Origin of the sequence: Shewanella sp. (assembly GCF_048265805.1) — a bacterium.
Lineage (GTDB): Bacteria > Pseudomonadota > Gammaproteobacteria > Enterobacterales > Shewanellaceae > Shewanella.
Genome location: NZ_JBLXAT010000012.1, coordinates 25054 through 38400 on the forward strand (window position 1 = coordinate 25054; position 13347 = coordinate 38400).

The 13347-nt window shown below is 47.8% G+C and carries 14 protein-coding genes; all 14 read left to right on the forward strand.

The annotated features are described in order from the left end of the window. Positions 1-104 precede the first annotated feature (104 nt). The 14 genes from flgB (at position 105) to ACN0TT_RS10170 (ending at position 13322) form a co-directional block, all read left to right on the forward strand. The gene (gene flgB, locus ACN0TT_RS10105) at positions 105-503 is read left to right on the forward strand and encodes a flagellar basal body rod protein FlgB (protein WP_417762024.1); all 399 of its coding nucleotides are present in this window, start codon (positions 105-107) and stop codon (positions 501-503) included. Between the two features lie 2 nt (positions 504-505). After that, positions 506-928: a flagellar basal body rod protein FlgC gene (gene flgC, locus ACN0TT_RS10110; RefSeq protein ID WP_417762025.1), complete on the forward strand. Its 423-nt coding sequence runs from the start codon at positions 506-508 to the stop codon at positions 926-928. 19 nt (positions 929-947) lie between these two features. After that, the gene (locus tag ACN0TT_RS10115; protein ID WP_417762113.1) at positions 948-1625 is read left to right on the forward strand and encodes a flagellar hook assembly protein FlgD; all 678 of its coding nucleotides are present in this window, start codon (positions 948-950) and stop codon (positions 1623-1625) included. Between the two features lie 53 nt (positions 1626-1678). Then, positions 1679-3043, forward strand: a complete 1365-nt coding sequence (flgE, locus tag ACN0TT_RS10120; RefSeq protein ID WP_417762026.1) for a flagellar hook protein FlgE — start codon at positions 1679-1681, stop codon at positions 3041-3043. Between the two features lie 231 nt (positions 3044-3274). Then, positions 3275-4018, forward strand: coding sequence for a flagellar basal-body rod protein FlgF (gene flgF, locus ACN0TT_RS10125; RefSeq protein WP_417762027.1), 744 nt, complete (start codon positions 3275-3277; stop codon positions 4016-4018). Between the two features lie 11 nt (positions 4019-4029). Continuing rightward, the gene (gene flgG, locus ACN0TT_RS10130; protein ID WP_417762028.1) at positions 4030-4818 is read left to right on the forward strand and encodes a flagellar basal-body rod protein FlgG; all 789 of its coding nucleotides are present in this window, start codon (positions 4030-4032) and stop codon (positions 4816-4818) included. 12 nt (positions 4819-4830) lie between these two features. Beyond that, complete coding sequence (flgH, locus tag ACN0TT_RS10135) at positions 4831-5508, forward strand: flagellar basal body L-ring protein FlgH (protein WP_417762029.1); 678 nt, start codon at positions 4831-4833, stop codon at positions 5506-5508. An 11-nt stretch (positions 5509-5519) separates the two neighbouring features. Then, positions 5520-6608, forward strand: coding sequence for a flagellar basal body P-ring protein FlgI (locus ACN0TT_RS10140; protein WP_417762030.1), 1089 nt, complete (start codon positions 5520-5522; stop codon positions 6606-6608). Between the two features lie 17 nt (positions 6609-6625). Beyond that, a complete protein-coding gene (gene flgJ, locus ACN0TT_RS10145) occupies positions 6626-7687 on the forward strand; it encodes a flagellar assembly peptidoglycan hydrolase FlgJ (RefSeq protein WP_417762031.1) in 1062 nt (353 codons plus the stop codon). 3 nt (positions 7688-7690) lie between these two features. After that, positions 7691-9613, forward strand: a complete 1923-nt coding sequence (gene flgK, locus ACN0TT_RS10150; RefSeq protein ID WP_417762032.1) for a flagellar hook-associated protein FlgK — start codon at positions 7691-7693, stop codon at positions 9611-9613. Between the two features lie 12 nt (positions 9614-9625). Then, complete coding sequence (gene flgL, locus ACN0TT_RS10155; protein WP_417762033.1) at positions 9626-10831, forward strand: flagellar hook-associated protein FlgL; 1206 nt, start codon at positions 9626-9628, stop codon at positions 10829-10831. Between the two features lie 106 nt (positions 10832-10937). After that, entirely contained in the window at positions 10938-11759 is an 822-nt protein-coding gene (locus ACN0TT_RS10160) for a flagellin (RefSeq protein ID WP_417762034.1), read from the forward strand. A 223-nt stretch (positions 11760-11982) separates the two neighbouring features. Further along, positions 11983-12792, forward strand: a complete 810-nt coding sequence (locus tag ACN0TT_RS10165; RefSeq protein WP_417762035.1) for a flagellin — start codon at positions 11983-11985, stop codon at positions 12790-12792. A gap of 128 nt (positions 12793-12920) precedes the next feature. Next, a complete protein-coding gene (locus ACN0TT_RS10170) occupies positions 12921-13322 on the forward strand; it encodes a flagellar protein FlaG (RefSeq protein ID WP_417762036.1) in 402 nt (133 codons plus the stop codon). Positions 13323-13347: the final 25 nt, after the last annotated feature.

Sequence of the window (13347 nt, forward strand, 5' to 3'; positions counted from 1 at the left end):
ACCACAGCGGCAATCCTCGCTCTCTATGCTAGTTAAATTTCCGCTACTGTTTTATGGCACGTTAATTGCTTTTATTTGCACATAAGGCAAATGAGGAAATTTTTATGGCGATCAGTTTTGATAATGCGTTGGGGATCCACCAATACACGCTGGGGATCCGTGCTCAACGCGCCGAAGTTCTCTCAAGCAATATTGCCAATGCTGATACACCGCATTACAAAGCGCGCGATGTGAATTTTTCGTCAGCATTAGAAAGTGCGGTGTCTCATCAACAGGGCATGCGCATGATGGCAACATCAGAAAAGCATTTTGATTTACAGGCGCTCACTCAGCAAAACGTGCAGTTTCGCGTGCCTGATCAGCCAGACACTGGTGATGGTAATACGGTTGATATGCAGAAAGAACAGCAGACATTTATGCAAAATACTCTTGAATATCAAATGTCTTTGGATTTTCTGGGGGGTAAGTTTTCCGGAATGCGCAAAGCCATTAGAGGAGACTAGCGATGGGCCTTTATAACATTTTTAATATCGCCGGTTCTGGCATGTCAGCGCAGTCTGTCAGACTTAATACCACGGCGAGTAACATTGCTAACGCCGATTCGGTCTCCAGTAGCATTGACCAAACCTATAAGGCGCGTCATCCGATTTTTGAGGCGGAGCTGACAAAAGCGTCTAATGGGCAACGCCAGCCTGAAGGCTATTCGGTCAAGGTGCAGGGTATTGTCGAGAGCGAAAAACCGCTACTTAAAGAATATTCACCCGATCATCCTTTAGCTGATGGTGACGGCTATATATACAAGCCAAACGTCAACGTTGTTGAAGAGATGGCGGATATGATTTCAGCTTCACGCTCGTATCAAATGAACGTGCAGGTTGCTGATGCCACCAAGTCGATGCTGCAACAAACGCTGCGTCTTGGTAAGTAAGGAGAACTAAATCGTGGCTATTAATTCGCTCAATTCATTGCTGGATACTTCGAGTACCAGCCAGGCTACGTCATCGGTTAATCCGAATAATCAAAGCCTAACGCAGGAAGATTTCTTCTCTTTGCTCAGTACGCAATTATCGATGCAAGATCCATCTAATCCAGTGGATAACGACCAGATGATTGCGCAGATGGCATCCTTCTCTACCGTTGATGGTATCGGTAAGTTGAACGACGAAATCGTCAACCTCAACACGGTGATGACTTCTAGCCAAGCGCTGCAAGCATCCGGCTTGGTGGGGCAAAAAGTGTTAGTGCCTTCTGGCGTGGGTTATCTGTCTGCTGAAGATAACAGCATTAAAGGGGTGATCAGTTCACCTTCGCCAGTGTCCACCATTAAAGTGTCGGTGACTGATGAATCTGGTCAAGTGGTTAAGAACTTCAATGTTGATGGCTCGGCGGGCGGTAATATCGATGTGGCGTGGGATGGTACTGATAACAATGGTAACCAGATGTCTCCGGGTATCTACACGCTTAACGCTAACGCCACGATTGATGGCGAGGCACAAGATCTCGCGGTGAGCAGTTATGGTCACGTGAGCAGCGTATCGCTGAACTCAACCAGCGGTGCGGTATTGAACGTACGCGGTATTGGTGGTGTGCGTCTAGCGGATGTACTGGCAGTAACCGAAGCTTAATTTTTGCGCCGGAAGTAACCGGACATTACTCAAGAAGATTTAAGAGGTGACCTATGTCTTTTAACACTGCTCTCAGTGGGATCAATGCGGCGCAGAAGGATTTGAACGTTACAGCAAACAACATTGCTAACGTAAACACCACCGGCTTTAAAGAGTCACGGGCAGAGTTTGCCGATGTGTACGCCAATTCTATTTTCACCAACAGCAAAACGGCGGTTGGTGGTGGTGTGAGTACTACCCAAGTAGCACAACAGTTCCACCAAGGTAACTTGTTATCTACCAATAATGCGCTGGATATGGCGATTAATGGTAATGGCTTTTTCGTGACGTCTTCTGGTATTGGAGATCAGGATTTTTCTTACACCCGTGCTGGTGCATTTAAACGAGATGATAGTGGCTTTTTGGTTGACTCAATGGGTAACTATTTACAGGCGTTTCAAGTGGATAGCGATGGTAATGCAGCGTCAGTAAGTTTAAGTACTACAAGACCTGTGCAGATCCCTGATACCGCGGGTAGCCCACAGGCGACCAGTGAAGTCGGCATCAGCATGAACTTGGATTCTAGCTCCGAGACGTACGATCCTACTGCCTTTGATCCGACTGATAGCTCCACTTTTAATAACTCTACCGCGGTGACAATTTATGATTCACTCGGCGAGTCGCATACGTTAACCAGCTATTTCGTGCGGCCAAACGATGCCGCTTATACCGGCAACAGCAGTTGGGTAGCTTATTACGCCATCGATGGACAGCCTGTCAACTTAGATGGTGCTGCCGGTACTTACGACATTGACGTTAATGGCGATGGTACGGCTGATGGTACGCCTCAAACGGCAACCACCGCTGGTGGTTGGACTGGCGCAGTGTTGAGCTTTGACGCATCAGGTAACTTTACAGGTAGTAGTCCAACAAGCATCACCACCCAGCAATTAGGGATCGCCGGAGCTAACGTGTTAGGTGCTTCCGCTGATGGTACTCAACAACTGGATATTTCGTTCAATACGCCGACGCAGTTTGCTGAAAGTTTCAGTACCACTTCATTGACTCAAAACGGGGTAACGGTTGGTCGTTTGACCAACGTGGAAGTCGGTACTGATGGTGTGATTTCGGCAACATACAGCAACGGTTCTACAGTGCCATTGGGCCAAGTGGCGCTGGTGCGTTTTGCTAACGAACAAGGCTTAACTCAGGTGGGGAACACCTCATGGAAAGCCAGTCTTGAATCTGGCGAAGCATTAGCCGGTGAGGCCAATACCGGTATCTTTGGAGCGATTCGTTCGTCATCGTTGGAACAATCCAACGTGGACTTAACCACCGAGTTGGTTGACTTGATTTCGGCCCAGCGTAACTTCCAAGCGAACTCGCGCACGTTGGAAGTGAACAACACGCTACAACAGACCATTCTCCAGATCCGCTAATCTTAGGGGGCGTTGATCTTTGTTGAACGACCATTCAACACGAAAGGCTAACGGCTTCTATTCTAGTAAGACAGCGGCAAGGCAGTTGCTACGGCAAAGCCTTGCCGCTTTGCTTTTCCTCTGTGGTGTCTCTTTTCTAACTACTTGTCTTGTTTGAATAAGTATTTGTGAGTTTTGTGGCACGAAGCTTGCAAATGCCTGTGTGAGCTCAATTTTTGACGGGGCATTGCAGTGGACAAATTTCTCTATATCTCCATGACTGGAGCTAAGCAAAACATGTATGCATTGGCAGTGCGGAGCAATAACCTCGCCAACGCCAATACTGATGGTTTTAAAGCGGATATGAACCAAGCGCGCTCAATGCAGGCCTTTGGTGAAGGTATGCCCACTCGTGTGTTTGCAATGACAGAAAAACCATCGTCTGACTTTAAAGCTGGCCCACTGCAAACCACTGGCCGCGATATGGACATTGCTGTGAAAGGTGATGGCTGGATTGCGGTACAGGCAGCAGATGGCTCTGAAGCCTACACCCGCTCTGGCAGCCTGAATTTTGACACTACAGGTATGCTGCGTAACGCCCGTGGCGAGCCAGTGATGGGCGATAACGGTCCCATTGTGTTGCCATTACCAATCCAAAAAATTGATATCGGTTCTGATGGCATGATCTCGGTACAGCCGCAGGGCGCAACACCAGAAGTGATTGAAGAAGTCGCACGTATCAAGCTGGTTAATCCCGGCAATGAAAACATGATGCGTGGCGAAGATGGCCTATTTAGAACCATGAATGGTCAGCCCGCGCCTGCGGATCCTACCGTCGGCGTGGTTAATGGTGCCATTGAAGGTAGTAACGTCAATGCCGTGAATGAAATGGTGGCGCTGATTGATTTGCAACGTCAGTTCGAGATGCAGGTCAAGATGATGAAAACCGCCGAAGACAATGACAAAGCTTCAGCCGAGCTGATGCGCGTTAGCTAGGAGTAATTATTATGCAACCCGCTTTATGGATCAGTAAGACAGGCCTTGATGCCCAACAGACCGATATTTCGGTGATCTCCAACAACGTTGCTAACGCCAGTACTGTCGGCTACAAAAAAGCGCGTGCGGTATTTGAAGATCTTTTGTACCAGACCGTCAACCAAGCTGGTGGCGTGAGTGCGACCAACACTCGTTTACCTAACGGCTTAGAGCTGGGTGCGGGTACCAAAGTGGTGTCAACGCAGAAAATCTTTTCTCAGGGCAACATGCTGACCACCGATAACTCGCTGGACATGATGATTGAAGGCCCGGGCTTTTTTGAAATTCAGATGCCAGATGGCACCACCGCTTACACCCGTAACGGTCAGTTCACGCTGGATGATACTGGCCAGATCGTTACCTCTGGGGAAGGCTATGTGTTGCAGCCAGCCATTACCATTCCCGATGATGCCACCAGTATTACCGTGTCGTCTGAAGGTGAAGTGTCAGTAAAGACTCCTGGCAACGCCGAAAACCAAGTGTTAGGTCAGCTAACGATGTCTGATTTTATTAACCCATCTGGCCTCGATCCTATCGGCCAAAACCTTTATTTAGAAACTGGTGCCAGTGGTGCTCCGGTACAAGGTGTCGCTTCTATCGACGGTATGGGCAGTATTCGTCAAGGGGCACTGGAAACATCCAACGTTAACGTCACCGAGGAACTGGTGAATCTGATTGAAAGTCAGCGCGTGTATGAGATGAACTCGAAAGTTATCTCGGCCGTGGATCAGATGCTGGCTTATGTGAATCAGAATCTCTAATGAGGTGATGATATGAGAACACTGATAATCGTACTGGGTTTTGCCATGCTTGGCGGCTGCGTGTCGACTAGTAATGATAAGCCAATCCCAGACGATCCTTATTACGCGCCGGTTTATCCCGACGATACCAACATTAACCAACCGCCTACTGGGTCAATTTATGCCTCGCGTAAAGCGAGTTCGCTGTTTACTGATCTGAAAGCGCACCGAGTGGGCGATATTGTCACTATCGTGCTGACGGAGTCGACTCAAGCGTCAAAAAGTGCCAATAACCAGATGGCCAAAGGTTCCAACATGACTGTCAATCCGATGACGGTTGCCGGCGCCAATGTGACCATGAATGGCAACCCATTGGACTTTGGTTATTCCGATTCGATGGATACCAACCGGCAGGCAGGCACCGACCAGAGCAACAGTCTCTCAGGTGAAATCTCCGCCAACGTGATGCAAGTGCTCAGCAACGGCAACTTGGTTATTCGCGGTGAAAAGTGGATCACCATTAACAATGGCGACGAATTTATCCGCGTAACCGGCATTGTACGGCCGCAAGACATTGCCACCGATAACACGGTGCAATCGCCACGCGTGGCTAACGCGCGGATCCAATACAGCGGAACAGGCACCTTTGCTGACTCGCAAAAAGTGGGCTGGCTCAGCAAATTCTTCTTCTCCGACTGGTGGCCTTTCTAAGGAGCAATATCATGAAATTGCTAAAAATTGTTCTATTGTCGCTGCTGTTGGCTCCCTGTGCACATGCAGAGCGCATCAAAGATATTGCCGATATTCAAGGCGTGCGTGACAACCAATTGATCGGTTACGGCTTAGTGGTCGGTTTACCCGGCACTGGGGAAAAAACCCGTTACACCGAACAAACCTTTATGACGATGCTGAAGAACTTTGGCATCAACTTGCCAGACGGTGTCCGACCAAAGATTAAAAATATCGCCGTGGTGGCTGTGCATGCGGATATGCCGCCATTTATCAAACCGGGGCAAACGTTGGACGTGACCGTTTCTAGCCTTGGTGAAGCTAAAAGTCTTCGTGGCGGTAGCTTGCTGCAGACCTTTCTAAAAGGGGTCGACGGTGAAGTGTACGCCATCGCCCAAGGGAGTTTAGTGGTGAGTGGCTTTAGTGCTGATGGTATGGATGGCTCTAAAGTGGTGAATAACACGCCTACCGTTGGCCGTATCCCCAATGGCGCCATTATCGAACGTGAAGTGCAAAGTCCGTTTGCGACCGGTGACTACTTAACCTTTAACCTACACAACGCGGATTTTACAACGGCGAAACGCACGGCTGAAGCTATCAACAATCTGCTTGGTCCTGGGATTGCGCGGGCTTTGGATGCCAGCTCTATTCAAGTGACTGCGCCGCGCGATGTATCGCAGCGCGTGGCTTACCTGTCTACCTTGGAAAACATCCAAGTAGAGCAAGCGGATGAAGCCGCCAAAGTGATTGTCAATTCGCGTACTGGCACCATTGTAGTCGGCAAAGATGTGAGACTACTGCCTGCGGCCATTACTCACGGTGGTTTGACTGTCACCATTGCTGAATCCCCGCAAGTGAGCCAACCGAACCCATTAGCGGGTGGCAATACTGTGGTCACGCCAAATAGTAATGTGAACGTGACTCAAGAAGACCGTCGGATGTTTATGTTCAACCCTGGCACCACGCTAGATGAGTTAGTGCGCGCGGTGAATATGGTAGGTGCAGCACCGTCTGATGTGTTGGCAATCCTAGAAGCATTAAAAGTGGCAGGAGCTTTGCATGGTCAGCTAATCGTGATCTGATTTATTGACGGTTAGATATGCAACGGCTAGCAGATACCTCACAATTTATGGACTTGGCAGGGCTTGATAACCTGCGTTCCAAAGCCCAAAAAGACCAGAAAGCTGCGCTGAAAGAAGTGGCGCAGCAATTCGAAGGTATCTTCGTGCAAATGCTGATGAAAAGCATGCGCGAAGCCAATGCCGTTTTTGAGTCTGACAGCCCATTCAACAGCCAGTACACCAAGTTTTACGAAAGCATGCACGACCAACAGATGTCGGTCGACCTATCAAGCAAGGGCATGCTGGGACTGGCTGATCTGATGGTACAGCAACTGTCACCAGAGGGGTCTAACATGACTCCAGCATCAGTGCTACGTACCCATGAAACGCCAGAAGCGGCGGCTAAATCTGAAGCACCAGTCACGCCCTCATTGGCCTCGTTATCGAGTGAACAACCTAAATCCGCTGTCACAGAGTTACCGCCAGTGGCACAGTTCGTTATGCCTGAAAAGCAAACCAGTTTCTTCCCCGAAGCCAGTCAGCTGGAATCTATCCTTAGCGGCAAAAAAACGCCTGTGGTTGCCGCTAAAGAGGATATGCAAAGCCCTGAAGGCTTTGTCAGAGCGCTGTATCCATACGCCCAAAAGGCCGCTAAACAGCTGGGAACAACGCCAGAAATTCTTATGGCTCAGTCAGCACTAGAAACTGGCTGGGGGCAGAAGATGACCAAAGGCAGTGACGGCCTTCCAAGTAACAACTTATTTAACATCAAGGCGGATGGCCGCTGGCAAGGCAATAAAGCCAACGTATCGACGCTGGAATATGAGCAAGGCCACGCGGTTAAACGGCGCGAAAGCTTCCGTGTGTACGACTCAATCAAGCAAAGCTTTGACGATTATGTGCAATTGATCAGCAATAGCGACCGCTATGAGCAAGCGCGAGCTGCGGCCGCAGATCCGGCTGCCTTTATCAAGGGGCTAGCCGATGCAGGCTACGCTACCGACCCGAACTATGCCAACAAAGTGTTGCGTGTACTTCAGACCATTAAAGCAGAATTCAACTTAGGCGGCAGCAGTGCAGCGCCAGCAGGGGAGCAATAATTCATGGCGATTGATTTACTCAACATTGCTCGTAGCGGCGTGGTTGCTGCGCAAGGGCAACTGGGCGTTACTAGTAACAACATTGCTAACGTTAATACCACTGGCTACAACCGCCAAGTTGCTAACCAAGTTGCTGATCAGTCATATAACCTTGGCGGCAATTATTATGGTACAGGCAGCTACGTTAATGATGTAAAACGTATTTACAACGAATATGCCGCACGTGAATTACGCATTTCGCAAACGTCACTCAGCCACGCTGAAACGATGAACGGTAAGCTTAGCGGCTTAGACGAGTTGTTCTCGCAAGTGGGCAATTCTATTACTACTTCGCTTAATGATTTATATGAAAATCTGAACAGCCTAGCGGACTTACCAAATGACACTGGCATTCGCCAATCTGTGCTGACCACAGCTGAGCAACTTACTTACAGTTTCAATCAAATGGATGGCTACCTCAGTAATCAGTCATCGCAGGTTAATGATGAGATTGGCAGTGTTACCAAACGCATCAACGAGATCAGCCAAGAGATGGCCAATATCAACGTTGAGTTGATGAAGAATGGTAATACTGATCCGCAACTGTTGGATAAGCAGGACGCATTGATTGATGAGCTAAGCCAATATGCTGAGGTGAACGTAGTGCCGCTAGACAATGGTGCCCGTAGCATTATGTTTGGCAGCAGTTTTATGCTGGTTTCCGGTGAGGTTGCCATGAAACTGGGGACAGTTAACGGCGATCCTTATCCAACCGATGTTGATTTAACTTACACCTTAGGCGGCAGCACGCTAAAAGTAGACCCGAGTAAAATTGGTGGGCAACTGGGTGCGCTATTTGAGTACCGTGAAGATGTACTCCAGCCAGCGTCCCAGCAGTTGGGGTTAATGGCGCTGGGTGTCTCCGATGCGTTTAACAAGGCGCAATCTCAAGGATTTGACCTTGAGGGAAATCTCGGCGCATCAATGTTCACCGAAATCAACGACCCAAGCTTTGCTTCCTCTCGCGTTGCCGCTTTTAACAACAACAGCGGTAGTGCGGTACTTAGCGTGAGCTTAGATGATATCGGGCAATTAACTGGTGAAAGCTATGAGTTGAAGTACACCAATGCGGGTGACTATCAACTGACTAACCTGCAAACAGGCTCCAGCACTAATTTGACGCTCAACGGTGGCGTACTTGAAGGTGCTGATGGTTTCTCAATTAACATTGATACTGGGGCGATGGCCGTAGGCGACCGGTTTGAAATTCGTCCAACTGGCGGAGCTGCAGGCAAAATCGATGTGTTGTTAGCGGAGCCTGAATCACTCGCTACGGCTGGCCCACGTATCACTGCCGATAGCGCCAATTCTGGTAGCACCAGTATCAGCCTTCAAGCGATTAACCGCAGTGCGGCAGGTTTTCCAACCACGAATAGTCCCATTACGGTGACGATTGATTCGAGCGTCGCAACACCGACCTATGAAGTGTTTGACGCCAACGGCAATAGCCTTGGCACAGGAACTGCCACTGGTTCGCCACCGCAAATTACTACCAACGGTTTTACCTTCCAATTGGATAGCACATCTGGTGCAACCGACAGCTTCACCTTTGATTTGAGCTTTGCTACGGGCGACGGTGCCAATGCAGTCAAGATGTCACAACTGAGCAATGCCAACATCATGAGTAATGGCACCGAAACGCTGAGCGACATCTACGAAAGCAATAAATTAAATATTGGTAGCTTAACCAAAGCATCGGACGTGCGGATGGCATCGGCCCAGAGTATCCACGATCAGGCGTACAACCGGGTGCAATCAGAGTCTGGGGTTAACCTTGATGAAGAAGCTGCCAACTTGATGAAATTCCAACAGGCCTATCAGGCTTCAGCCCGTGTCATGACAACGGCTAATACCATTTTTGACACGCTGTTTAATGCAGTGCAATAAGGGGAATAATTCATGAGAATCTCCACCGCACAAATATACCGCCAAAATGTCGGCAGCATTACCCGTAGTCAGCAACAGTCACAAGAGATTATTGACAAACTCTCCAGTGGCAAGCGAGTTAATACCGCTGGGGATGATCCCGTTGCCGCTATTGGTATTGATAACCTCAATCAACAGAATGCCCTCATCGAGCAGTATCTGAAAAATATCGATTACAGCAAAAATCGCTTGGCGGTTACCGAAAGCAAACTTGGCGGAGCTGAGTCGATTGCCACCTCTATGCGTGACCGTATATTGGCGGCGGCAAACGGCACATTATCGGGCGATGAGCGGCAAGGAATTGCCGACGAACTCAAAGCCAGCTTAGAAGAGATGAAAAGTATTGCCAATTATCAGGATGAATCCGGTAATTATCTGTTCGCAGGCACGAATATCGATACTCGTCCGTTTGATTTCAGCAACACAAATACCATTGTCTACAACGGCAACAACACGGTTCGCCAAGCAATTGTCGCTGATGGGATATTGATGGACACCAATGTGAGCGGCGAAGTGGCGTTTATGGCGGCCCCGAACGCTATTGGCGATTATAGCGTCAATTATTCGTCAACCCAGAGCGGTGATATGACGATCGAAAGCGCCGCTATCAGCGATCCCGCCAGTTATGTGGCCGACACTTATAGTTTTAATTTCACTGACAACGGCAGTGGTGGCGTTGATTTAACCGTCACGGATTCATCAGGCACCACAGTACAAACTACACCTAACTTCGATCCAACAAACCCTATTACTTTCAACGGGATAGAGGTTTCCTTCGATGGCACTCCAAAAGCTGGTGACAGTTTAACCATTGAACCTAATGACACCAACAGCATTTTCGACACTGTTCAACAGGCAATTGCCTTGTTTGAAAACGGCGAAGAAATAAATACGCCAGCCGGTAGATCAAAATTGGCACAGCTTTTGAATAACTTTGATAGTGGTGTCGATCAGATCCGCTTAGCTCGAGGTATCGCAGGTAACAACCTGAAAGCTGTCGAGAGTTACGCGAGTAACCATACAGATACTCAGTTGGTAAATAGTTCTGCGGTATCGGTGTTGGAAGATCTTGATTACGCCTCAGCTGTGACAGAGTTTGAGAAGCAACAACTTGCATTAAATGCCGCTTCCAATCTGTTTGGTCGAGTGAGCTCGGTTTCTTTGTTTGACTACCTGTGATGACAGGCCACAACGAAATTATGGCTTACAGGGAATAAGAGAAACTGTTTAACAAAGTTAGCCAAGCTCCGAGTCTTGGCGTAAGAACTAGGAAGAGGAACGTTACATGGCTATTACCGTTAATACTAATGTGACTTCATTAAAGTCACAAAAGAACCTGAATCAATCTAACAGCAACCTCGCTACGTCGATGGAACGTTTGTCTTCAGGTTTACGCATTAATAGTGCAAAAGATGATGCGGCTGGTCTGGCAATTTCTGACCGCTTGAATAGCCAAATCCGTGGTTTAGAAGTGGGTATGCGTAACGCAAATGACGCCATATCTATTGCACAGATTGCCGAAGGGGCAATGCAAGAACAAACGAACATGCTACAGCGTATGCGTGATTTGGCCATTCAGTCAGAAAACGGCGCGAATAGCAGCTCAGACTTGCAGTCAATTCAAGATGAAATTGATCAATTGGCGCAAGAGATCACTGAGATCGGTAACAACACCGCCTTTGGTAATACCAAGCTGATGACGGGTGACTTCGAAGCGGGTAAGTTATTCCAGGTGGGTCACCAAGCGGGTGAGGATATTACTATCTCGATTGCCACTAATAATGCGGCTGAATTTTCAGTTAACTCGCTTGATGTCCGTACGTCGGCGACAAGAAGTACTGTACTGAGTAAAATTGACGGTGCAATTAACTCAATTGACAGCCAGCGGGCGAAGTTAGGTGCGGTGCAGAACCGCTTGGAATATAACATCAGCAATAGCGCCAATACTCAAGCTAACGTATCTGATGCTAGAAGCCGTATTGTTGACGTGGATTTTGCCAAAGAAACGGCAACCATGACCAAGAACCAAGTGTTGCAACAGTCAGGCGCGGCGATGTTATCTCAAGCTAACCAGTTACCGCAGATTGCACTGAGCTTGCTGCAGTAATCTTGTTTTAACCGTTCACTCTTCCTATTAAGAAACCTACTCTGTGATTTATAGAGTAGGTTTTTTTATTTAAAAACAGTGGGATAATTATTTTTTAAAAAAAATTAAAAAAGTCGCTAAAGCTTAGAACCTCGGTGCCGTTAAAGTTAGTGTAAGCAGAATGTCCGCCTGGCTTAAGTAAGACAGGCCTGTTTCTTAAGTCAGGTATACGAGGAATTTAATTATGGCTATTACAGTTAACACTAACTTCACCTCAATGAGAGCGCAAAAGAACTTAAACAGTTCAAACAGTGATTTAGCGACCTCAATGCAACGTTTGTCATCTGGTCTGCGTATTAACAGCGCTAAAGATGACGCAGCAGGCTTGGCCATCTCTGACCGTCTGAATAGCCAAATCGGTGGGTTGGATGTTGGTATGCGTAATGCTAACGATGCAATCTCAATTGCGCAAATCGCCGAAGGTGCGATGCAAGAGCAAACTAACATGTTGCAACGTATGCGTGACCTGACGGTTCAAGCAGGTAACGGTGCCAACAGCTCTGACGACCTCGATGCGATTCAAGCAGAAATCGACGAGCTGTCTACCGAGATCACCAGTATTTCAGATAGTACAGCGTTTGGTAACACAAATATTCTGGATGGCACCTTCTCTAATAAGAGCTTCCAAGTAGGTCACCAAGCGGATGAAACTATTACACTGTCAATTGCTGGTACTGATGCGACTGACCTTGGCGTTGATACTTTGAATGTTTCGACTGGTCGTAGTGCGGCTTTGACTGCAATCGACGCAGCTATCAAGAGCATCGATAGCCAACGTGCCGATTTAGGTGCGAAGCAGAACCGCTTGAGCTATAACGTAAGCAACAGCTTAAACGTTCAAGCTAACGTGTCTGATGCGAAAAGCCGTATCGTGGATGTTGACTTCGCCAAAGAAACCTCCACTATGACTAAAAACCAAGTGTTGCAACAAACGGGTTCAGCTATGTTAGCGCAAGCTAACCAGATCCCTCAGATTGCACTGTCACTGCTATAAATACTTAGCTGGAACAGTTAACGCACTGATAAATTTGGTAAAAGGGAGGTTCGCTTGTCGAGTCTCCCTTTGTTGCTACCAAGGATTGTGTTAGTCAACAGTAAATTGACTTTTCAATTGGAGGTAAGATGATGGATATCAGTATTTCGTCATCCAACGCCGTAGTAGCAAAAACGGACGTCAGCTCAGCAGCTAACAATGCAAAGGCTGAGCAAGTTGTAAAGACGATGTTTCAGCAAAAAGACGCGGCTATTGAGTTAGAGCAACAGGCACAAACTCAATCAGAGCAGAACGATGCGATGAGTGCTGAAGATCTGCAAGGTGTTGTTGAACAACTGTCCTCGAATATGGAAATGATGAAAAAAGGCTTACAGTTTCGTGTAGATGATGATTCTGGCACGAATATTGTTAGTGTTATGGATATCAGTTCTGGGGAGGTTATTCGTCAAATTCCTTCCGAAGAAGCGTTGGAATTAGCAAGTAAACTTTCAGATGTAGCCGCTGGTTTGCTAATGAAGACGGAAGCATAGCTTAGCTAGATTTCGAGAGAGGTTA

Coding starts and splice junctions, on each gene's coding strand:
- ACN0TT_RS10165 (WP_417762035.1), top strand. CDS start 11,983: ATGGCTATTACAGTTAACACTAACTTCACCTCAATGAGAGCGCAAAAG.
- ACN0TT_RS10170 (WP_417762036.1), top strand. CDS start 12,921: ATGATGGATATCAGTATTTCGTCATCCAACGCCGTAGTAGCAAAAACG.
- ACN0TT_RS10140 (WP_417762030.1), top strand. CDS start 5,520: ATGAAATTGCTAAAAATTGTTCTATTGTCGCTGCTGTTGGCTCCCTGT.
- flgK (WP_417762032.1), top strand. CDS start 7,691: ATGGCGATTGATTTACTCAACATTGCTCGTAGCGGCGTGGTTGCTGCG.
- flgG (WP_417762028.1), top strand. CDS start 4,030: ATGCAACCCGCTTTATGGATCAGTAAGACAGGCCTTGATGCCCAACAG.
- flgB (WP_417762024.1), top strand. CDS start 105: ATGGCGATCAGTTTTGATAATGCGTTGGGGATCCACCAATACACGCTG.
- flgC (WP_417762025.1), top strand. CDS start 506: ATGGGCCTTTATAACATTTTTAATATCGCCGGTTCTGGCATGTCAGCG.
- flgE (WP_417762026.1), top strand. CDS start 1,679: ATGTCTTTTAACACTGCTCTCAGTGGGATCAATGCGGCGCAGAAGGAT.
- ACN0TT_RS10160 (WP_417762034.1), top strand. CDS start 10,938: ATGGCTATTACCGTTAATACTAATGTGACTTCATTAAAGTCACAAAAG.
- flgL (WP_417762033.1), top strand. CDS start 9,626: ATGAGAATCTCCACCGCACAAATATACCGCCAAAATGTCGGCAGCATT.
- flgH (WP_417762029.1), top strand. CDS start 4,831: ATGAGAACACTGATAATCGTACTGGGTTTTGCCATGCTTGGCGGCTGC.
- flgJ (WP_417762031.1), top strand. CDS start 6,626: ATGCAACGGCTAGCAGATACCTCACAATTTATGGACTTGGCAGGGCTT.